Origin of the sequence: Nonomuraea sp. KM88 (genome assembly GCF_052245635.1) — a bacterium.
In the GTDB taxonomy this organism is placed as follows: Bacteria; Actinomycetota; Actinomycetes; order Streptosporangiales; family Streptosporangiaceae; genus Nonomuraea.
On the sequence record NZ_JBQQCC010000008.1, the window covers coordinates 118,686 to 138,293 of the forward strand.

The 19,608-nt window shown below is 71.2% G+C and carries 19 protein-coding genes; 14 read left to right on the plus strand and 5 right to left on the minus strand.

Annotated features, from left to right (window positions below; genetic code table 11):
- The first annotated feature begins 460 nt into the window (after positions 1 to 460).
- From ACTWPV_RS24125 to ACTWPV_RS24140, 4 genes are read left to right on the plus strand one after another with little or no spacing between them, the layout of a single operon-like run.
- Positions 461 to 2,995 (plus strand): sensor histidine kinase, encoded by a 2,535-nt coding sequence (locus ACTWPV_RS24125; RefSeq protein WP_443153512.1) that lies wholly within the window; start codon positions 461 to 463, stop codon positions 2,993 to 2,995.
- Positions 2,976 to 3,401, plus strand: coding sequence for a roadblock/LC7 domain-containing protein (locus ACTWPV_RS24130; protein ID WP_347647804.1), 426 nt, complete (start codon positions 2,976 to 2,978; stop codon positions 3,399 to 3,401). The genes ACTWPV_RS24125 and ACTWPV_RS24130 overlap by 20 nt, the downstream gene beginning before the upstream one ends.
- A complete protein-coding gene (locus tag ACTWPV_RS24135; RefSeq protein WP_201760457.1) occupies positions 3,398 to 3,748 on the plus strand; it encodes a DUF742 domain-containing protein in 351 nt (116 codons plus the stop codon). The genes ACTWPV_RS24130 and ACTWPV_RS24135 overlap by 4 nt, the downstream gene beginning before the upstream one ends.
- Positions 3,729 to 4,325, plus strand: coding sequence for a GTP-binding protein (locus ACTWPV_RS24140; protein ID WP_443153513.1), 597 nt, complete (start codon positions 3,729 to 3,731; stop codon positions 4,323 to 4,325). Before ACTWPV_RS24135 ends, ACTWPV_RS24140 begins: the two co-directional genes overlap by 20 nt.
- A gap of 19 nt (positions 4,326 to 4,344) precedes the next feature.
- On the opposite strand, the gene ACTWPV_RS24145 is transcribed toward ACTWPV_RS24140, so the two are convergent.
- Complete coding sequence (locus ACTWPV_RS24145; protein WP_347647806.1) at positions 4,345 to 5,103, minus strand: DeoR/GlpR family DNA-binding transcription regulator; 759 nt, start codon at positions 5,101 to 5,103, stop codon at positions 4,345 to 4,347.
- A 412-nt stretch (positions 5,104 to 5,515) separates the two neighbouring features.
- Here ACTWPV_RS24145 and ACTWPV_RS24150 point away from each other — a divergent pair, with 412 nt between their 5' ends.
- The 8 genes from ACTWPV_RS24150 to ACTWPV_RS24185 all read left to right on the plus strand — a co-directional run bounded on the left by ACTWPV_RS24150 (position 5,516) and on the right by ACTWPV_RS24185 (position 13,815).
- Positions 5,516 to 7,063, plus strand: a complete 1,548-nt coding sequence (locus ACTWPV_RS24150) for a sugar ABC transporter ATP-binding protein (protein ID WP_443153514.1) — start codon at positions 5,516 to 5,518, stop codon at positions 7,061 to 7,063.
- The gene (locus ACTWPV_RS24155; RefSeq protein WP_443153515.1) at positions 7,060 to 8,079 is read left to right on the plus strand and encodes an ABC transporter permease; all 1,020 of its coding nucleotides are present in this window, start codon (positions 7,060 to 7,062) and stop codon (positions 8,077 to 8,079) included. The genes ACTWPV_RS24150 and ACTWPV_RS24155 overlap by 4 nt, the downstream gene beginning before the upstream one ends.
- A gap of 55 nt (positions 8,080 to 8,134) precedes the next feature.
- Complete coding sequence (locus tag ACTWPV_RS24160; protein WP_443153721.1) at positions 8,135 to 9,175, plus strand: substrate-binding domain-containing protein; 1,041 nt, start codon at positions 8,135 to 8,137, stop codon at positions 9,173 to 9,175.
- A 37-nt stretch (positions 9,176 to 9,212) separates the two neighbouring features.
- A complete protein-coding gene (locus ACTWPV_RS24165; RefSeq protein ID WP_443153516.1) occupies positions 9,213 to 10,235 on the plus strand; it encodes an NAD(P)-dependent alcohol dehydrogenase in 1,023 nt (340 codons plus the stop codon).
- Positions 10,236 to 10,278: 43 nt separating this feature from the next.
- Complete coding sequence (locus ACTWPV_RS24170) at positions 10,279 to 12,048, plus strand: dihydroxyacetone kinase family protein (RefSeq protein WP_443153517.1); 1,770 nt, start codon at positions 10,279 to 10,281, stop codon at positions 12,046 to 12,048.
- Between the two features lie 29 nt (positions 12,049 to 12,077).
- Positions 12,078 to 12,662: a ribose-5-phosphate isomerase gene (locus ACTWPV_RS24175; protein ID WP_443153518.1), complete on the plus strand. Its 585-nt coding sequence runs from the start codon at positions 12,078 to 12,080 to the stop codon at positions 12,660 to 12,662.
- Entirely contained in the window at positions 12,659 to 13,429 is a 771-nt protein-coding gene (locus ACTWPV_RS24180) for a GolD/DthD family dehydrogenase (RefSeq protein ID WP_347647813.1), read from the plus strand. Before ACTWPV_RS24175 ends, ACTWPV_RS24180 begins: the two co-directional genes overlap by 4 nt.
- Before the next feature lie 116 nt (positions 13,430 to 13,545).
- Complete coding sequence (locus ACTWPV_RS24185; protein ID WP_443153519.1) at positions 13,546 to 13,815, plus strand: GlsB/YeaQ/YmgE family stress response membrane protein; 270 nt, start codon at positions 13,546 to 13,548, stop codon at positions 13,813 to 13,815.
- 56 nt (positions 13,816 to 13,871) lie between these two features.
- Here ACTWPV_RS24185 and ACTWPV_RS24190 read toward each other — a convergent pair whose 3' ends face one another.
- The 4 genes from ACTWPV_RS24190 to ACTWPV_RS24205 all read right to left on the minus strand — a co-directional run bounded on the left by ACTWPV_RS24190 (position 13,872) and on the right by ACTWPV_RS24205 (position 17,246).
- Positions 13,872 to 14,543: a DUF4386 family protein gene (locus ACTWPV_RS24190; protein WP_443153520.1), complete on the minus strand. Its 672-nt coding sequence runs from the start codon at positions 14,541 to 14,543 to the stop codon at positions 13,872 to 13,874.
- Positions 14,540 to 15,148: an NAD(P)H:quinone oxidoreductase gene (wrbA, locus tag ACTWPV_RS24195; RefSeq protein ID WP_443153521.1), complete on the minus strand. Its 609-nt coding sequence runs from the start codon at positions 15,146 to 15,148 to the stop codon at positions 14,540 to 14,542. Before wrbA ends, ACTWPV_RS24190 begins: the two co-directional genes overlap by 4 nt.
- A gap of 9 nt (positions 15,149 to 15,157) precedes the next feature.
- The gene (locus tag ACTWPV_RS24200; RefSeq protein ID WP_443153522.1) at positions 15,158 to 16,510 is read right to left on the minus strand and encodes an MFS transporter; all 1,353 of its coding nucleotides are present in this window, start codon (positions 16,508 to 16,510) and stop codon (positions 15,158 to 15,160) included.
- Between the two features lie 127 nt (positions 16,511 to 16,637).
- Positions 16,638 to 17,246 carry a TetR/AcrR family transcriptional regulator gene (locus ACTWPV_RS24205; protein WP_347647818.1) on the minus strand — a complete coding sequence of 203 codons (609 nt, stop codon included), beginning with the start codon at positions 17,244 to 17,246 and terminating at the stop codon, positions 16,638 to 16,640.
- 111 nt (positions 17,247 to 17,357) lie between these two features.
- Here ACTWPV_RS24205 and ACTWPV_RS24210 point away from each other — a divergent pair, with 111 nt between their 5' ends.
- Positions 17,358 to 18,197 (plus strand): alpha/beta fold hydrolase, encoded by an 840-nt coding sequence (locus ACTWPV_RS24210; protein ID WP_443153523.1) that lies wholly within the window; start codon positions 17,358 to 17,360, stop codon positions 18,195 to 18,197.
- Positions 18,198 to 18,318: 121 nt separating this feature from the next.
- A complete protein-coding gene (locus ACTWPV_RS24215) occupies positions 18,319 to 19,590 on the plus strand; it encodes a sensor histidine kinase (RefSeq protein ID WP_443153524.1) in 1,272 nt (423 codons plus the stop codon).
- Positions 19,591 to 19,608 lie beyond the last annotated feature (18 nt).

Genomic DNA, 19,608 nt, shown 5'->3' on the forward strand with positions numbered 1-19,608 from the left:
GAACGTCCCTATCCGGACGTCAAGAGCAGACCAAAAACCGTTGCCTGACCGTTTTGCCCGGTTCCTACCGCATCGTCCCTTGAATCGGGGCAGAACGGAACCCCGCCGTCGTGCAGGCAGCGAGCACCCGGACATCGCCGGCGCGACTCGGCCGAACCGTGGCGGAGGGGGCGAACATGGTGACCGTGAAGCCTTACGGATAAGGCCATCCGGTAAGGAAACGCGGACCCGGAATCACCGTCCGTGATCCTCACCCAGGGTTACCTTCACGAATCGTGTGCTGACAAAGAGTCAACACACCATTCGGGACGAATGTTCACATCTGTTGCTTGAAGTACATCTGCCCCATCGGCATAGTGGACGGACCACAGGCGTACCAGTCGTGACGGGATTCTCGGGGGCCGGTACCAGGTTGCGACTGCCAGCGGCGCATCATCACGCGCGGAATTGGACAAGATGCATGAGCTCGCCCCCACCTCTCCGCACCAAGCTGCTCAGGATCCTCCTGCTCCCGCTCGTGTCCATGGTCGCCCTCTGGGGGTTCATCGCCTACTCCAGCGTGGAGGAGATCGTCGAGGTCTCCCAGACCCAGGACCGCTGGGAAGCCATCGGCTCGCCCCTGTTACAACTGATCGTCGAGCTGCAGCGGGAACGCCAGCTCTCGGCTGAGGCGCCGAAGAGCACGGCGACGTACGCGCCCCTGGCCGAGCAGCGGCACGTCACCGACGAGAAGGTCGAACGCCTACGCGAGGTCATCGGCGCCGTCGACGTCGAGTCCGCGGGCGCCGAGACCCCGGCCCAGGTGCAGGCGCTCGTGCAGGCGCTCGACGGGCTCCAGTCGCTGCGGGCCTCCGCCGACGGCGGCGTGCTCGCCCCACCGCTGACGATCATCCAGGCGTACGACAACCTGATCAGCGTCGCCAACGGGCAGTTCGACGACCGCGACGCGCTGAGCAGCGTCTCCTCCTACCGCGCGGTGCGCGGCATGGCCGCCTACAACACCACCGCGGAATACCTGGGCCGCGAGCACGCGGTGCTCACCAGCACGATCGTGCAGCGCAAGATGACCGCCACCGACCGTGCCGCCTTCGTCGCCGCGATGACCAGCCGCCGGCTCGTCTTCGCCAACGCCGAACGCGACGCCGGCCCCGACCTGCGGGCCGACTACGACAAGCTGGTCGCGAGCGCTGCTTACAAGCGGCTGGTCGAGGTCGAGGACGAGCTGTTCAGCTGGGACACCAACGGGGCGCCGCCGGTCGAGCCGGCCCAGTGGAAGAGCGACGCCGACGCCGTGTTCAACACGATCAACCGCGACACGCAGGAGGAGCTGGCCCGCGCCGCCGCCGAGGCCGAGGGGCAGAAGACCGGCGCCTACTGGCGGATCGGGCTCGTCCTGCTGCTGGGCCTGGCGGCCATGGTCGCGTCGCTGGCCCTGTCGTACCGGTTCGGCCAGTCCCTGATCGACGAGCTCAAGCGGCTGCAGGCCTCGGCGGTCGAGCTGGCCGAGCAGCGGCTGCCCCGGCTGGTCGCGCGGCTGCGCCGCGGCGAGGACGTCGACCCGGCCACCGAGGCGCCCGGCCTCGCCCCCGCCGACACGGCCGAGGTCGACCGCGTGGTCAACGCGTTCTCCGCCGTACGCCGCACCGCGGTCGAGGCCGCGGTGGGCCAGGCGACCCTGCGCAAGGGCGTCAGCCAGGTCTTCCTCAACCTGGCCTGGCGCAACCAGGCGCTGCTGCACCGCCAGCTCTCGCTGCTCGACACCATGGAGCGCCGCGTCGAGGAGCCGGAGGTCCTGGAGGACCTGTTCAAGCTCGACCACCTCACCACCCGCATGCGCCGGCACGCCGAGAACCTGATCATCCTGGCCGACTCCGCCCCCGCCCGCCGCTGGCGCGACCCGGTGCCGCTGTTCGACGTCGTGCGCGCGGCCGTGCTGGAGGTCGAGGACTACACCCGCGTCTCCGTCGCCCCCATGCCGGACGCCCCGCTGCTCGTCGGCGCGGCCGTCACCGACGTGATCCACCTGGTCGCCGAGCTGGTCGAGAACGCCACCGTCTTCTCCCCGCCCGACACGACCGTGCAGATCCGCAGCATGACCGCGGCCAACGGCTTCGCCCTGGAGGTGGAGGACCGAGGGCTGGGGATGCCCGAGGCCGTGATCCAGGAGTACAACTCCCGGCTGGCCGAGCCGCCCGAGTTCGACCTGGCCGACAGCGACAGGCTCGGCCTCTTCGTGGTGGCCAGGCTCGCGGCCCGGCACGGGATCAAGGTCTCGCTGCGCCCCTCGCCGTACGACGGGACCACCGCGATCGTGCTGCTGCCCACCGTCCTGCTCGCCGAGGCCGGCAACCCCTCCGTCTCCGCGGGAGACCGCGCGGGCAAGCCGACGCGGGCGCTCGGCACGGCGCCCGCCGGCCCTCCCTCCGGCATACTTTCCGGCGCCCTTTCTGGCACCGTGTCCGCGGCTCCCGAGCGGCTGGACGCGGTGAACGGCGCGAGCGTCCCCGGCGAGCACGCCGATCCGGCCGGTCCCTCTCCCGAGCCCGCACGACCCACCTGGTTCGAGGCCGTGCCCGCGCCGAGACGCGGCGACCCGGCCCGGCCGGCGGACGAGCCGCTGACCGGCCCTGTCTCCAGGCGGATCTCCGGGCCGATCCCGGGACCGATCTCCGGGCCGGTCCCGTGGCAGGCTCCCCCCTCCGCCACCCAACCGCCAGGACCGCCCGTCGACTGGAGCGTCACGGTGCCGGCTCAGGACGCGGACGAAGACCTCGACGGGCTGCCGATGCGGATACCGCAGGCAAGCATGGCTCCCCAGCTGCGTTCCACCGGAGGCCCTGCGCGGCGACCGGTATCGGCGCGCTCGCCTGAGGAACTCGCACAACTCATGTCGTCCATGCAGCAGGGCTGGCGGCAAGGACGCCGCCACGTCGAGCACGGAGCCGACATGTGGAACCGAAAGGACGACCATCCCGATGCCCGACCCCAGAAGTGAACTGAGCTGGCTCCTCGACGACCTCACCCAGCGTGTGCCCGGCATCCGGCACGCCATCGTGCTGTCCTCCGACGGACTGGCCATGGGAGGTTCCCGGGAGCTGACCCGGGAGGACGCCGAGCACCTGTCCGCCATCTCCGCCGGCAGCCACAGCCTCGCCATGGGCGCGGGACGGCACTTCGACCTGGGCGGCGTGCGGCAGACCATCATCGAGATGGAGGGTGGTTTCCTGTTCGTCACCGCCGCCGGTCAGGGCGCGCGGCTGGCCGTGCTCGCCGCGAGTGACGCCGAGCTGGGCATGGTCACGTACGAGATGGCGCTCATGGTCAAGAGGGTCGGCGAGCACCTCTCCGCGCAGCCGAGAGGAGCGGCACCGGCACCCGCCTGGAACGGCTCGCGGCCGTGACAGGCCAGGATCCCGGGCCGCTGATCCGGCTGTACGGCCTGACCGGGGGAAGAGCGCGCCCGCAGGGCGAGACGTTCGACCTGGTGGCCATCGTCACGACGGTCGGCGGCCCGCACACTCTCGCGGACCTGATCCCGGAGTATCGGGCCGTGTTGTCGGTGTGCCGCAGACCGACGCCGGTGGCGGACGTCGCGGCGCACCTCCGGCTGCCGCTCAACGTCACCCGGGTGATCCTGGGTGACCTCCGGCGCGAGGGTTTCGTCACCATCGAGCGCCCGCGCCCGGTCGCGCAGACGATCGACGAACACATCTACAGGGAAGTGCTGGATGGACTACGCAGCCTATGAGCCGGGGGCGACCGCGGTCACCTCGGCGCTGGCCATCAAGATCCTCATCGCGGGCGGGTTCGGTGTCGGCAAGACGACCATGGTGGGCACGATCAGCGAGATCCGGCCGCTGCACACCGAGGAACTGCTGAGCGAGCGCGGCGTCGGGGTGGACGACGTCTCGGGCGTGGAGTCCAAGAGCACCACCACCGTGGCACTGGACTTCGGCCGCATCACCATTCGCGAGGGGCTCTGGCTGTACCTGTTCGGCACCCCTGGGCAGGACCGGTTCTGGTTCATGTGGGACGAGCTCGCGCTCGGCGCGCTCGGCGCGGTCGTGCTCGCCGACACCCGCCGCCTGGAGGACTCGTTCCCCGCGGTGGACTACTTCGAGCAGCGCGGCATCCCGTTCGTGGTCGGCGTGAACTGCTTCGACGGCGCCCGCCGCCACGACCCGGCCAAGGTACGGCGGGCGCTCGGGCTGACCGCGCACGTCCCGATCGTGCTCTGCGACGTGCGCGACCGCACGTCGGTCAGGGACGTGCTCACCACGCTGGTCACGTACGCGGTGGAAGGCGCAGGACGCGGGATGCCGTAGCGGCGGCGCAGGGGCGAGGTCAGAGCAGCTCGACGTGGTCGCGGTAGGGGTCGAGCCGGTCGTCGGAGACATCGAGCTCGGTGACCATCAGGTCGATCCCGTCCCAGGGCAGGCAGCGGGCGGCGGCTCCCGTGCCGAGTTTCTGCGAGTCGACCGCCATGACGACGTGCTCGGACAGCTCGGCCATGAGCCGCTTGATCTCGCATTCCTCCGCGCTGAACTCGCTGGTGCCGAAGTGCGGGTCGATGGCGGCGGCGGACAGGAACGCCCGCGCGAACGAGAACTGCTTCAGTGTCAGTGAGGTCAGGGGACCGACGAGGCTGCCCGCGTTGGGGTCCTTCTGGCCTCCGGTCAGGTAGGCGTGTACGCGTGGGTTCCTGGTCAGGGTCAGGAAGGTCTCGATCCCGTCGGTGACGACGGAGAGGTTGTCGGCGGGAGGCATCGAGCCGGCGAGCACGGCCAGCGTCGACGAGGCGTCCATGCAGATGCCCACCCCGCCCGAGGGCACCAGGCTGGTCAGTTTCCGCGCGATCTCCTCCTTGGCCCTCCATGCCCGGCTCTTACGGGCCTCGAAGGGCTGCGCCGAGCTGACGGCGCCGCCGCGCACCCGGCGGACCAGGCCCTCGTCCTCCAGCGCCTGCAGATCCCGGCGGATGGTCATGGTGCTGACCTCGAAGCGGGCGGCCAGGTCTTCTATGCGCAGACTGCCGCTGGACGACAGCAGGTCGGCCAGAGCCTGACGCCTGCTCTCCAGGTCCACGCTGCTCCTGACGCCCATGCCGTCTTCGTTCTCCCTTGTTGTTCAGTCTTGTCAACTGTCACACACGCAGTCTCATCCGGAGACGCCATGGACCTGCTGGCGAGTGAACGATAGATGATGCGGCCGGCTTGTTCAAGGCTGGGTAATGCCGCCTTCTGCTGGTCAGGCGGGCGCAGGGGCGAGGACGTGCAGGATGTATCGAATGGGTAACGCACTCTTGACACTGGGATGTTGTCTCGTGTGATGTTCACACAAGCAAACAAAAGGGATTTCGCTCGGAGCCCGTCGGGCGAGCGCCGGCCATCCTGACCTGGACCGGCTTCTCGCACCGGCACCTTCCGCACGTGTCCGGACCCGTTCCGGACCGCCACCGTCCCCGGGTGGACCCCGACCAAACACCGAGCCGCCAGGCCGGGTCTGGAGATCATTCGTGGAAGATGTCGCGTTGGAGTGCCGAGATCTGGCCAAGGCATTCGGCGGCGTGCCCGTACTGAAAGGCGTCTCTCTGGCCCTCGACGCCGGTTCTGTCACCGCCCTCGCCGGAGAGAACGGCGCGGGCAAGTCGACGCTGATGAAGATCGCGTCTGGCCAGGTCAAGCCGGACGGAGGCCAGGTCCTGGTCGGCGGCGAGCCCCTGCCCCACGCCGACCCGCAGGCGGCACACCGGCACGGAGTGGCGATCATCCCCCAGGAGCTCGCGCCGATCATGGACATGACGGTGTACGAGAACCTGTTCATCGGCCGGGAGTTGCGCACGCGGGCAGGGCTGCTCGACCGGCGGGCGATGGCGCGCAGGGCCCGCGAGCTCCTGGACGTCTTCGGCGTGGAGATCGACCCGCAGGCGACGATGCGGCGGCTGCCGGTCGGCCTGCGGCAGCTCGTGGAGATCGTCAAGAGCACGAGCGGCGGCGCCCGTATCCTGCTGCTGGACGAGCCCAGCTCGGCCATCTCCGAACGCGAGGTCGAACGGCTCTACGCCGTCATCGGCAGGCTGCGGGAGCAGGGCGTCGCCATGCTCTACACCACTCACAAGATGGAGGAGATCCGCGCCCTGGCGGACAGGGTGGTCGTGCTGCGCGACGGAGGGCTGGTCCTCGACCGGCCGATCGGCGACATCACCGACGACGAGATCGTCCACGCGATGATCGGGCGCGAACTGCAAGGGTTCTTCCCCGACCTGCACCCCCCGGGTGACGAGGTCGCCCTTCAAGTCAGCGGGCTGCACGTCAGCGGCTATCCGCGGCCGGTGGACCTCACCGTCCGCCGCGGCGAGATCCTCGGGCTGGCCGGGCTCGTGGGGGCCGGCCGTACCGAACTTCTCGAAGCGATCTTCGGCGTGCGCAGAAGCGCAGCGGGGACTGTCACCGTCGCCGGCAAGCCCGTCAAGCGCAACGCTCCCGCTGCCGCCATCACCAGCGGCATGGCCCTCGTCCCTGAGGACCGCAAGGGAGCCGGGGCCGTGCTGACCATGAACGTGCTGGACAACGGCTCCCTGCCCCGCCTGTCCCGCTTCACCGTCGCCGGCTGGTTGCGGCAGCGCAGTCGCGGCAAGCAGGTCGGCGCGGCGATGGAGTCGGTCAAGCTGCGCAGCCGCGGGCTGTCACAGCAGGTCGGCACGCTCTCCGGCGGCAACCAGCAGAAAGTGGTCCTGGCGCGCTGGCTGACCGGCAGCGTCAACGTCCTGCTGCTCGACGAGCCCACCCGCGGCGTCGACGTCGGCGCGCGCAGCGAGATCTACCGCATCATCACCGAGCTCGCAGCCTCCGGGATGGCCGTGGTCATGGCCTCCTCCGACATGCCCGAGATCCTCAGCCTGGCCCACCGGGCGCTCGTCATGCGCGGAGGAGCGGTCGCGGGCGAGCTCACCCGCGAGGAGCTGTCCTCACCCCACGTCCAGGACCTGATCTTCAGGTACGCCGCCGGACTGAACGCGAAGAGCGGCCTCGCGCCCCAACACACCGAGAAGGAGGGCCGATGATTACGCAGGAGTCAGCCCAGGAGCCTACGAAGCCCGGCGGAGCGGCCGCTCGGCTCCTGACCTGGCGCTTGTCCGGACCATGGGTCCGGGACCAGCTGATCCGCCACTCGATGGTGGTGGTGATGCTCCTGATCATCGCCTATTTCAGCTATCGGAGCGCCCGGTTCGGCACGCCGGACAACCTCCAGACGATCGCCATCGCGGCGGCGCCCTTCGCGCTCATCGCGCTGGGACAGACGCTGGTCATCCTCACCGGCGGGATCGACCTGTCGGTGGGCAGCATCATCGCGCTCAGCGCGATGACCGCGGCCTACACCGTGAAGGGCCATCCCGAACGGCTCTGGCTGGCCCTTCTGGTCGCCATGCTGGTCGGGCTCGCAGCAGGGGCGGTCAACGGCTTCCTCGTCTCGAAAGTGAACGTGCCGCCTTTCATCGCCACGCTCGGCATGCTGACCACGGCGTCCGGCCTGGCGTACGTCGTGGGCCAGGGCGCGCCGATCAACGGCCTGCCGCAGAACTTCGGCGAGATCGCCAACAACAAGATCTTCGGCCTGCAGATCCCCGTCGTGGTCATGATCGTCGGCATCGCCGCGCTCGCCCTCATCATGAAGCGGACCTCGTACGGGATGCGCGTCTACGCCGTGGGCGGCAACCCCGTCGCGGCGCAGATCGCCGGCGTCAAGACCACCCGGATCCTGTTCAGCGTCTACGCGCTCAGCGGTCTGCTCGCCGGGCTGTCGGGCGTGATGCTCGCATCCAGGGTCATCTCCGGCCCGCCCAACCTCGGCGAGGGCTACGAGCTCGACGCCATCGCCGCCGTCGTCATCGGCGGCGCGAGCCTGCTCGGCGGCCGGGGCAGCATCCTCGGCACGGCGCTCGGCCTGTTCCTGATCCAGACGCTGAACAACGGCCTCGACATCCTCGTCGTCCCCGCCTACTGGCAGAGCGTGATCAAGGGAGCGCTCATCGTCGCCGCCGTCACCGTGGACGTCTGGTCCGCCAAACGCAGGGGCTGACGCCCCACCTCCCCAACAGACCTGCACGAAACGCACCAATGGAGCATCCATGCGCATGAAAAGCTTGCGTGCCTTCGCCCTCGCCGCCGCGAGCGCGACCCTGCTGACCACCTCCGCCTGCGGCGCGGGCGACCCCAACGCCGGCGCGTCCGGCGAGGGAAAGCTCCGCGTCGGCATCAGCGTCTACGACATGTCGTCCTTCATCACCGCGGGGAAGGCCGGCATCGACGCCTACGCCAAGGCCAACGACATCGAGGTCCTCTGGAACTCGGCCAACCTGGACGTCAGCACCCAGGCCAGCCAGGTGGACCAGTACGTCAACGCCGGCGTGGACGCCATCATGGTCGTCCCCGTCCAGGCCGACTCGCTCGGCCCGCAGGTCGCCGCGGCCAAGGCGAAGAACATCCCGTTCCTCGCCGTCAACGCCGGGCTCGACAGCAAGGACCTGGCCGGCACCGTCCTGCCCGACGACGTCAAGGCCGGGGAGCAGGAGATGCAGATGATGGCGGACGAGCTCGACGGCAAGGGCAACATCGTCGTCCTCCAGGGCCCGCTGGGCCAGTCGGGGGAGATCGACCGTACCAAGGGCATCCAGAACGTCCTGGCCAAGTACCCCGACATCAAGATCCTCGCCAAGGACACGGCCAACTGGAAGCGCGACGAGGCCGTCAACAAGATGAAGAACTGGCTCTCCAGCTTCGGCGACAAGATCGACGGCGTCGTCGCGGAGAACGACGACATGGGGCTCGGCGCCCTGCAGGCCACCCGCGAGGCCGGCGTCAAGATCCCGATCGTCGGCGTCGACGGCATCGAGGACGGGCTCAACGCCGTCAAGAGCGGCGACTTCATCGGCACCAACCTGCAGCACGGCACCGTCGAGCTGGCCACCGGCCTGGCCGTGGCCGCCAAGATCGCCAAGGGTGAGGAGGTCGACAAGAACCCCGTCTACCTCATGCCGAAGGTCACCCAGGACAACGTCGACACCTACATGGAGCACGTGGTCACCAAGAAGGACCAGTTCCTCCAGCAGTTGCCCGCGCTGATCGAGGCGAACCTCAAGACCGGCGACATCGCCAACGAGGAGACGGCCAAGTAGGCCGCCCCATCCGGCCCGAGCAACGAGGAGGTCCTCCATGACGACGATGCGGGCAGCGGTCCTGCGTGGCATCCAGCAGCTGGCGATCGAGGAGCGTCCCGTCCCCGAGCCCGGACCCGGCGAGGTGCTGGTGCGGGTCGATGCGGTGGGCGTGTGCGGCTCGGACGTCCACTACTACCAGCACGGCCGTATCGGCGACTTCGTGGTGGAGCGGCCCATGGTGCTCGGCCACGAGTCCGGGGGCCTCGTCACCGCCGTGGGGCCCGGTGTGGACACCTCCCGGATCGGGCAGCGTGTGTCCGTCGAGCCGGGCGTGCCCGACCTGACCTGCAGGGAGTGCCTCGCCGGCCGCTACAACCTCTGCCCCGGCATGCGGTTCTTCGCGACGCCGCCGATCGACGGCTCGCTCGCCGGGTTCGTCACCGTACACGCGGCCTTCGCCCATCCGGTGCCCGACTCGATCTCGGACGACGCGGCCGCGCTGCTGGAGCCGCTGTCGGTCGGGGTCTGGGCCTGCCGCAAGGGCCGCGTGGGCGCGGGAAGCCGCGTACTGATCACCGGCGCCGGACCGATCGGGCTGGTGGCGACGCAGTGCGCCCGCGCCTTCGGCGCCACCGAGATCGTGGTCGCCGACCTCAACCCGCACCGGCTCGGACTCGCCCAGAACCTGGGCGCGACCGCCACGGTCAACGTCGAGGACACGCCCCTCGGCGAGGCCGGCCTCGAGCCCACCGTGCTGCTGGAATGCTCCGGCCACCCGGGCGCCACGACCGACGCGCTGCGCATCCTCGGCAGGGCGGGCCGCGCGGTGCTGGTCGGGATGGGCGACGACGGGCTGCCGCTGCCGCTCACCTTCGTCCAGAGCCGCGAGATCGAGATCACGGGCACGTTCCGCTACGCCAACACCTGGCCCGCGGCCATCGCGCTCGCCGCCTCTGGACGGGTCGACGTCGACAGCCTCGTCACCGGCCACTTCCCCCTCGCGGAGTCGGAAGCGGCGCTGCTCGCCGCCGAACGCGACCCGCTCGCCGTCAAGTCCGTGATCAACCCCCAGCGATGACACGCCGGCGCGCTCGCCCGTCGCGACTGAAGGGACAATCCCGATGACCCGTCTGTACGACGACCCCAGCACCTTCACCGACGACATGCTCGCCGGTTTCCTGGACGTGCACCGCGACACCGTGACCGGCGTGCCGGGCGGTGTCGTACGCGCCGCCGAGACGCCGCCGGGCAAGGTCGCGGTCGTCGTCGGCGGCGGCTCCGGGCACTACCCCGCCTTCTGCGGCGTGGTCGGGCACGGGTTCGCCGACGGCGCCGTCGTCGGCAACATCTTCACCTCGCCGTCGGCGCAGGACGCGTACTCGGTGGGCAGAGCCGCCGCCGGCACCGCCGGCCTGCTCTTCTCCACCGGCAACTACGCCGGCGACGTCATGAACTTCACCCTCGCCCAGCAGCGGCTGAGCCAAGAGGGCATCGACACCCGCGTGGTGTTCGTCACCGATGACATCGCCAGCGCGCCGGAGTCGGAGCTCGGCGCACGCCGGGGGATCGCCGGGGACTTCGTCGTGTTCAAGGTCGCGGGAGCCGCCGCCGAGGAGGGCTACGATCTGGACGCGGTCGAACGGGTCGCCCGCCACGCCAACGACAGGACCCGCACGCTCGGGGTGGCCTTCGCCGGGTGCACTCTGCCCGGCGGGACCGCGCCCCTGTTCACCGTCCCTCCCGCACGTATGGGCGTGGGTCTCGGCATCCACGGCGAGCCCGGCGTGGGAGAGGACGCGCTGCCGCCCGCCGCGGAGCTGGCCAGGCGGCTGGTGTCCGGCGTGCTCGCGGAGAAGCCCGCCGATTCCGGCAATCGGGTGACCGCGATATTGAACGGCCTCGGCACCACGAAATACGAGGAGCTCTTCGTCGTCTGGCGTACCGTGGCCCGGCTGCTCTCCGAACAGGGGCTCGAGGTCGTCGCGCCGGAGGTGGGCGAGCTCGTCACCAGCCTGGACATGGCCGGCTGTTCCCTGACCCTGGTATTCCTCGACGACGAGCTGGAACGGCTGTGGTGCGCGCCCGCAGACACCCCGGCCTTCCGCAGGGGCCGGGTGGAAGCGCGTACGACGACCCGCCGCACGGCGGCGCCCGGTGATGCCGGGTCGGGTGACCGCCGCCACGGGCGCCCGGACGACCCGGCGGAGCCGTCCGTGGCCGCGCCTCCGCCCGGCTCGCCCGCCTCCCGGGCCAGTGCCCAGGTCGCCGTCTCCGCGCTGGAGGCGATGGCCGCCGCCATGGCAGCGGCCGAGGCCGAGCTGGGGCGCATCGACGCCGTGGCCGGCGATGGAGATCACGGGCGCGGGATGGTCAAGGGCTCGTCCGCCGCGCTCGCCGCCGGCCGGGAGGCCGCAGGAGCGGGCGCTGGGGTGCAGTCGGTCCTGCTCGCGGCGGGCGAGGCGTGGGCCGCGAAAGCCGGCGGCACGTCGGGCGTGCTCTGGGGCGCCGTGCTGTGCGCTGTCGGGCGGGAGCTGGGCGACGACCGGGAGAAGATCACCGGCCGCGATGTCGCGGAGGCCGTCGCGGCAGGGCTGAAGGCGCTGCTCGACCTCGGGAAGGCGCAGCCCGGTGACAAGACGATGGTCGATGCGTTCGTCCCGTTCTGCGAGGCGCTGACCGGCCGCGTCGGATCCGGGTCGGAGCTGCCCGCCGCCTGGCGGGAATCCGCGCGGGTGTGCAAGTCCGCGGCCGAGGCGACCGCCGGCCTGCGGCCCCGGGTGGGCCGGGCACGTCCCCTCGCCGAACGCAGCGTGGGGACCCCGGACGCGGGCGCGACGTCGCTCGCCCTGTGCGCCCTCGCCGTCGCGGACGTGCTGGAGCGCGCCCGCTGAGCCGTACGAAGAGGAAGGGATGGGGGGCCATGCCTCACCAATGGCGGATCATCGTCGGTTCCGACGATGCCGGCCTGGAGTACAAGAACGTCCTGAAGGCCGACCTGGAGGGCGACGCCAGAGTGGCCGAGGTCGTCGACATCGGGGTCGGGGCCGACGACACGACACCGTATCCGCACATCGCCGTCATGGCGGCCCGCATGGTCGCCGCCGGCGAGGCCGACCGCGCGCTGCTGGTGTGCGGCACCGGGCTGGGCGTCGCGATCAGCGCCAACAAGGTGCCCGGCATCCGCGCGGTGACGGCGCACGACAGCTTCTCGGTCGAACGGTCCGTGCTGAGCAACAACGCCCAGATCCTCTGCTTCGGGCAGCGGGTCGTCGGCCTGGAACTGGCCCGCCGCCTGGCGAGCGAGTGGCTCGGCTACCGCTTCGACGCCAGCTCCAGCTCGGCGGCCAAGGTCAGGACCCTCCTCAACTACGAGTCGGGACACGACCTGGCCGACCAGGCCGAGACGTTGCGCTTGGGCGAGGAACTGGTGCACTCGTCCCTCGTCACCGGCGACGAACAGGACAAGCAGGCCGTACAGACCAACAGCGAGGAGCAGTGCTCATGACGGCGGCGGAGAAGGACCTCGATCTCACGTTCGGGCTGCAGGGCAAGGTGGCGCTGGTGACCGGCGGCGCGTCGGGCATCGGCGCCGCCATCGCCGCCACGTACGCGGCCAAGGGAGCCAGGGTCGCCGTGGTCGACATCGACCACGAGGCCGCTGGGTCGAAGGCGAAGGAGCTCGGAGCGGGCCACGCCGGGTTCGCGTGCGACGTAGCCGATCCCGACGCGGTCAGGTCGGCGACCGGCGCGGTCGTGGACGCCTTCGGCCGCATCGACATCCTGGTGAACAGCGCCGGTGTCGCGATCCTGGCCCCGGCCGAGGAGCTCGACGTCAACGCGTTCGACCGGACGATCGACATCAACCTCAAGGGCACGTTCCTGATGTGCCGGGACGTCGGCAGGCACATGCTGGCCGCCGGCAGCGGCAAGATCATCAACATGGCGTCACAGGCCGCCACCGTGGCGCTGGACCAGCACGCCGCGTACTGCGCCTCCAAGTTCGGCGTGGTCGGCCTGTCGAAGGTGCTCGCCTCCGAGTGGGCGGGGCGCGGGGTGACGGTCAATACCATCTCCCCCACCGTGGTGCTCACCGACCTGGGCCGCAAAGCGTGGGAGGGGCCCAAAGGCGACGCGTTGAAGGCGCAGATCCCCGCAGGCCGCTTCGCCCGTCCCGAGGAGATCGCCGCCACGGCGCTGTTCCTCGCCTCGGACGGCGCCGACATGATCAACGGCGCGGACATCCTCGTGGACGGCGGCTACACGATCCGCTGACCGGTGCGGGGATCCGGAGCGGAAGGGCCCTGTGTCCGGCCGGCGGCTGGAGGAACCACCGTCACCGCGCGATCGTTGAAGAGACAGGCGGACCCACCGAGTTTCGGGAGTTCAGCGTGGAGATCACCGGCATCATTTCCGGCCTCATCATCGGCATCGTGATCGGCGCACTGGGGCGGCTGGTCATTCCGGGGCGGCAGCGCATCCCCGTCTGGCTGACCATCGTGATCGGCGTGGTCGCCGCGCTGATCGGCACGGCCATCGCGGCGGCTCTGGGGGTCGCCGACACCGGCGGCGTCGACTGGATCGAGCTGGGCATCCAGGTCGCCCTGGCCGCGCTCGGCGTCTCGCTGTCGGTCGGCATGTACGGCAGGCGCCGCAAGTGACGCGCAAGGGCGACGGACGGGCGCCTGCGGGCGCCCGTCCTCGTCACGCGAGGGCCTCAGAGTGCCGGCGTCCTGATCAGGGCGATCCCACCCCACACGCGGAAGACGACGGCGAGCAGCAGCGAGGGCATGGCCACGGCCCCCGCCACTCCGGACAGAACGGTGTCCGGCGCGAAGACGGTCAGCACGGTGGCGGAGCCCGTGACCAGGCCGAGCCAACCCAGTGACGCCGGCAGCGCCCGCCCGGCGATCGCGGCCCAGCCCGCCGTGACCATCGAAAGCCCAAGGAACAGGCTGCCCGCTCCGCTCGGCGCGTCATGGCCGACGACGGCATAGGCCGTCCAGGCGGTCTGCGCCGCCTCAGGCTCCCGCGTGGCGGCGGCGAGGAAGGCGGGCACGCCGTACCAATGGTTCAGGGGCACGAGCACGTGGGTGATGATGCCGATCATGCCGAACCAGAGTGTCGCCGACGCGAGTGTGGGCGTGCCGTCCTTGAGCCGGGCGGCCAGTCCCGCCACGAACACCACGAGGAACACCAGGTTGACGAACCCCGAGAGCATCGCCAGGCGCAGCACTCCGCCTTCCGCGCGCAGGAACTCAAGGGCAGCGGCCGGATCTGCGAACGTCGCGGGGCTCCAGCCGCTGGCCGTCCACAGAGCGGCCTCCACCGCCAGACCGGCGCCGGCCAGAACGCCGGACCACCCGGCGATCCGGCGGTCAGGGGTCAACTGCGGCCCGCCTTGAGCTTCGCCGCCGTTTCGACCGCGCGCCGCGCCTGGTAGCGGCCGCTCTCCAGGGCGGGCTCGCCGGGCTCGCCGTCACCGCCGACGTGGGTCGTGCCGTACGGCGTGCCGACCTGGAACTGGATGGAGTGGGTGTATCCGGGCGGGACGATGATGCCGCCCCAGTGGTAGAAGATCGTGTACAGCGAGAGCAGGGTGCTTTCGTGGCCGCCGTGCCGGGTGCCGGCCGAGCCGAAGGCGCCGTAGACCTTGTCGGCCAGCAGCCCCTTCTGCCAGGCCGGGCCGGTCGTGTCGATGAACTGCTTGAGCTGGCTGGCCATCGCCCCGTACCTGGTGGGCGTGCCGAGCAGCACCACGTCGGCCCAGAGCAGGTCGTCCACGCCGGCCTCGGCGACGTCGCGGGTGCTCTCGACGTGCTGGGCCCACTGCGGGTTGCTCGCGATGGCCTGGGGCGGGGCCAGCTCGGTCACCTTGCGCAGGTGTACGTCGGAGCCGGCCTTCTCCGCTCCCTCGGCGAGAGCGGTGGCGAGCTTGTGCACGTTGCCGGTGGAGCTGTAGTAGATCACGGCGGTCTTGACGGGTTCGGACATGGTCTTCCTTCACTGTGTGGTGCGGATCAGCGGCCGGCGGGCCGGCCAGGTCAGTGCCAGCACGCTGGCGCAGGCCAGCGCCGTGGCGAGCGCGAGGGCCAGGCGAATTCCCTGCGGGTCGTAGCCGGAGAAGGCCCAGACGCCGGTGGCCAGTGCCGGGCCGAGAGCCACGCCCAGCTGGCGGGCCAGGCTCGTCGTGGCGGCGGTGGTGCCGAGCAGGTGCCGTGGCGTGCCGGCCATGGCCATGGCCTGGTCGGGGCCGGCGAACAGGCCGGCGCCCGCGCCCGCGACGACCAGCCGCCAGGCCAGGTCGGCCGGGCCCCAGTCGGAGCCGAGCGGGATGAGCAGCGCGAGCCCGGCGGTCACGACCACCGTCCCGAGCCGGGCCACCCGCACGGGTTTCCAGCGGTCGGCGAGCGCGCCGCCGACCGGCCCGGTGAGCAACATCGCCACGGGGAAGGCCAGCATCGTCAGCCCGATCTGGGCCGGCGGGACCGCCGCGACCCGTTGCAGGTGGAACGGGATCAGGAACTGCACGGCCATCACGGCCGCCATCTCGGCGAGCAGCGCCAGGTGCGGGGCGGCCACCCCGGGTGAGCGCAGCAGGTCCACGACCGGGCGGCTGCCCGGCAAGCGGAGCCACACCAGCACGAACGGCACCGCGACCGCCGCGAGCGCGACCCAGCCGGCGCCCGATCCGCCGGCGAGCGAGAGGGCGAGCAGCAGCGCCACGGCGGCGGCGCCGAGCAGCCCTGCCTCGACGGCCCAGACCCGGTCGGGCAGGCGTGGCCGGCCGCCCGGGGGCAGCTGTGTCATCCCGATCGCGATCACGAGAACGCTCGCGGGCACGTTGAGGTAGAAGATCCAGGGCCAGCCCAGCGTCTCGATCAGCAGGCCGCCGAGCACCGGGCCGCTCATCCCGCCCAGCGCGCCCAGGAGCAGCACCAGGGACATCGCCCTGCCTCGGGCCTGCTCGCGTACCGCGATCGTGGCCAGGAGGGAGATCAGCGCGAGCAGCACGGCGCCGAACGCGCCCTGCACGGCCCGTGCGGCGACCAGCCACGCGATGTTCGGAGCGAGCCCGACCAGGGCACTCGCGGCGCCGAAGCCGGAGACGGACAGCACCAGGGCGGTACGCGGCCCGACGCCGTCCAGCCAGCGCCCGCTCGGCACGGTCAGGGCGATGAGGGGCAGCGTGTACGCCAGCACCACCCACTGGGCGAGGCTGGGCCCGATGTCCATCCGCTCCTGGATGGTGGGGATGGCGACGGTGACGACCGTGGCGTCGAGCTGGGTCATGAACACGGCGATCCCGCTCGCGGCCACGAGCCACCACCGGTCCCGCGAGGTCTCCCCGTCCATCCGCCCGATCCCCCGAACTTCTCATGCTGTGCAGTTCGGAAACTACACAGCACGGGAAGTTGTGTGCAAGAGAAACCAGAGAAGACGTCCTAGAACGAGGGATTCCCGGCCGCAGGCCAGGTGCGGCTCAGCGGACGAACGCCGACTCGTAGACCGCGAGCAGATGCTCCAGGACCCGCTCCTCCGGCCAGCCGCGATCGACCATGATGCGGTTGAACAGGTCGGTCGAGATCAGGCTCCAGAGCATGTCGGCGGCCGTGTCGGCGGTCCAGGGAGACGCGAGCCGGCCCTCGTCGGCGAGCCGGGCCGCGATGCGGCGGCAGTTGTCCATCTGGGCGGTCGCGACCGTCCTCCTGTGCCGGGCGGCGTCGGGGTCCTGGGGATCGACACGGTCCAGCGCGTGGTTCATGGCGGCCAGCCGCGGGTGATAGCGGACCAGGTGGCGCACCCACGCCCGCAGCGCCTCGGTCGCGTCGGCGGCCTCCCAGACCTCGGCCAGCGACCCGGCCAGCCCTTCCTGGCCGGCCACATAGCCGAACAGCGCGGTGACCAGGTCGGTGCGCGAGCGGAAGTGCAGGTAGACCGCGCGCCGGGAGACGCCGGCGCGTTCGGCGACCTCAGCCATGGTCAGGGCGTCGAAACCATCGCTCTCCAGGATCTCCCTGGTGGCTGCGAGCAGGGCGTCGCGGGTGCGCCGGCTGCGCGCGTTGTGCGGGTCGTCGATCGCCGGTGGCATGGCCCCCCTTCCTAGTAACTGCGCATCATGTGCACTTTACTCCTGAAGTGCGGCTCCGGACGGCGGAAAAGCCGTTGCCCCGGCCGGAACGGCGCTGACAGGATCCGGATCATGCCTTCCCTGACCTCGCATGACGGCGCCGTGCTCGCTTACCACGTGTACGGTGACGGGTCGCCGCTGATCTGCCTGCCTGGCGGCCCGATGTTGCCCTCGGCCCGCCTCGGCGAGCTCGGCGGCCTGTCCGGGCGCAAGCGCCTGGTCATGCTGGATCCCCGGGGCGCCGGCGGGTCCGAGACGCCCGCGGACACCTCCGCCTACCGCTGCGACCGCCTCGTCGACGACGTCGAGGCCCTCCGCCTGCACCTCGGGCTCGACCGGATCGACCTGCTCGGCCACTCCGCGGGCGCGAACCTCGCGGTGCGGTACGCGGCCCGGCATCCCGAGCACACCGGCAGGCTCGTGCTGATCACGCCGAGCACGCGGGCGGTCGGCATCGAGATCGCCGGCGAGTGGCGGCACGACACCGCGCGGCTGCGGGCGGGCGAGCCCTGGTTCGCGCGGGCGTACGCCGGCCTGGAGGCGGCCACGGCGGGCACGGCCACGGCCGACGACTGGGAGGCCATCACTCCGTTCACCTACGGCCGGTGGGACGCGGCGGCCCAGGCTCACCACGCGGCCGACGAGGAGCGGCGCAACGACGAGGCGGCGGCCGCGTTCGGCGCCGAAGGGGCCTTCGACCCCGCCGCCACCCGCGCGGCGCTCGCCGCATTCGAGGGCCCGGTCCTGCTGCTCGCCGGGGAGGTGGACGTCGCCGCCCCCCTCCCCGCCATGACCGGGTACGCCGGCCTGTTCAAGAACGCCACGCTCACCGTCCAGCCCGGCGCCGGCCACTTCCCGTGGCTCGACGACGCCGGCTACTTCGTGAGCGCCGTGGCCACGTTCCTCGGCTGATGAACGCCTGACATGCCCTGACATAGCCATCAACAGGGCGATAAGCACAGGTGTAGCCTGCTGTGGTCCCTGGCAGTGATCTCCCGCGGCCTGGGCCTGTCGTCTGGTTGAGGAGATGCGGATGCCGACCCGCGATGCCGGGAACCGCAGGAGGCCTGCCGCTCGACGGGGCGTGTTCGCCCGTGGCCGGGCCACCCTGGACGCGCTCGAACGCCTCATCGGCGGGCTCGGCACGGGGGTCCTGGCGCTGTTGACGCTCATGATGCTGGTCGCCGCCGCGCTCACGTCCGTGATCGGCGTGGGGTTGCTGCTGGTGCCCGCCGCGCTGCACGGGCTGCGCGCGGTCGCGAATCGGGAGCGCTCCCGGCTCGCCGACTGGGGCCAGGAGCTCATCACCCCCGAGCCGTTACCCGACGGCCTGCGCGCCGCGCTGGCCGACCGGACCGTGCGCAGGGAACTCGCCTGGGTGGTCGCCCACGCCTCGCTCGGGCTGTTCCTCGGCTCGGTCGGCCTCACCCTGCCCATCAAAGCCCTGCAGGACGCCACGTTCTGGGCGTGGTGGTGGCTGCTGCCGCCGGGCGAGGCCTCCGACGGCGGCCTGGGGCTCTGGACCGTGGACGACGTGCCCAGCGCCCTGTCCATCGTCCTGGTGGCTCCGGTGTGGATCGCGCTCACCATGATTTTCTCGCCGGCCATGGCGTGGCTGCAGGCCTGGCCGGGACGCCGGCTCCTCGCCCCCGATCCCGACGCCGACCTCGGCGTGCGCGTGGCGCAGCTGACCGCGACCCGTGCCGCCGCGCTGGACGCGCACGCCACAGAGCTGCGGCGGATCGAACGGTCGCTGCACGACGGCACGCAGAACCGGCTCGTCGCCGTCAACGTGCTGGTCGGCGCGGCCCGCCGCGCCGTGGCGCGCAACCCGGCCGCCGCCGAGGACATCCTCGACCAGGCCCAGGGCGCCGCCGAGCAGGCGCTCACCGAGCTGCGCGGGGTCGTGCGGAGCATCCTGCCGCCGCTGCTGGCCGAACGGTCGCTGGCCGACGCGCTCGACGGCCTGGCCACGACCTTCCCGCTGCCGTGCACGATCGATGCCGACATTCCCGTCAGGTGCGCCATGTCCGTCGAGGCCACAGCCTACTTCGTGGTGGCCGAGGCACTCACCAACGTCGCCAAGCACAGCGGGGCCCGGCGGGCGCACATCCGGGTGCGCCGCCACGATGACCTGCTGCACGTCGAGGTCGTCGACGACGGGAAGGGCGGGGCCGACGAGAACGGCGGGTCGGGGATCAGCGGCATCCGGCGCCGTACGGAGGCGCACGACGGGACGTTCGCGTTCGACAGCCCTCAGGGCGGACCGACCACCCTCAGAGTCAGCCTCCCCTGCGGGTCCTGAGCCGGAGCCGGGGACCCG

Bases quoted from the DNA above. Each gene is read 5' to 3' on its own strand.
- ACTWPV_RS24170 (WP_443153517.1), top strand. From the start codon at position 10,279: ATGACCCGTCTGTACGACGACCCCAGCACCTTCACCGACGACATGCTC.
- ACTWPV_RS24200 (WP_443153522.1), bottom strand. From the start codon at position 16,510: ATGGACGGGGAGACCTCGCGGGACCGGTGGTGGCTCGTGGCCGCGAGC.
- ACTWPV_RS24210 (WP_443153523.1), top strand. From the start codon at position 17,358: ATGCCTTCCCTGACCTCGCATGACGGCGCCGTGCTCGCTTACCACGTG.
- ACTWPV_RS24160 (WP_443153721.1), top strand. From the start codon at position 8,135: ATGAAAAGCTTGCGTGCCTTCGCCCTCGCCGCCGCGAGCGCGACCCTG.
- ACTWPV_RS24175 (WP_443153518.1), top strand. From the start codon at position 12,078: ATGCCTCACCAATGGCGGATCATCGTCGGTTCCGACGATGCCGGCCTG.
- ACTWPV_RS24180 (WP_347647813.1), top strand. From the start codon at position 12,659: ATGACGGCGGCGGAGAAGGACCTCGATCTCACGTTCGGGCTGCAGGGC.
- ACTWPV_RS24140 (WP_443153513.1), top strand. From the start codon at position 3,729: ATGGACTACGCAGCCTATGAGCCGGGGGCGACCGCGGTCACCTCGGCG.
- ACTWPV_RS24215 (WP_443153524.1), top strand. From the start codon at position 18,319: ATGCCGACCCGCGATGCCGGGAACCGCAGGAGGCCTGCCGCTCGACGG.
- ACTWPV_RS24165 (WP_443153516.1), top strand. From the start codon at position 9,213: ATGACGACGATGCGGGCAGCGGTCCTGCGTGGCATCCAGCAGCTGGCG.
- ACTWPV_RS24145 (WP_347647806.1), bottom strand. From the start codon at position 5,103: ATGGGCGTCAGGAGCAGCGTGGACCTGGAGAGCAGGCGTCAGGCTCTG.
- ACTWPV_RS24130 (WP_347647804.1), top strand. From the start codon at position 2,976: ATGCCCGACCCCAGAAGTGAACTGAGCTGGCTCCTCGACGACCTCACC.
- ACTWPV_RS24155 (WP_443153515.1), top strand. From the start codon at position 7,060: ATGATTACGCAGGAGTCAGCCCAGGAGCCTACGAAGCCCGGCGGAGCG.
- ACTWPV_RS24125 (WP_443153512.1), top strand. From the start codon at position 461: ATGAGCTCGCCCCCACCTCTCCGCACCAAGCTGCTCAGGATCCTCCTG.
- ACTWPV_RS24205 (WP_347647818.1), bottom strand. From the start codon at position 17,246: ATGCCACCGGCGATCGACGACCCGCACAACGCGCGCAGCCGGCGCACC.
- wrbA (WP_443153521.1), bottom strand. From the start codon at position 15,148: ATGTCCGAACCCGTCAAGACCGCCGTGATCTACTACAGCTCCACCGGC.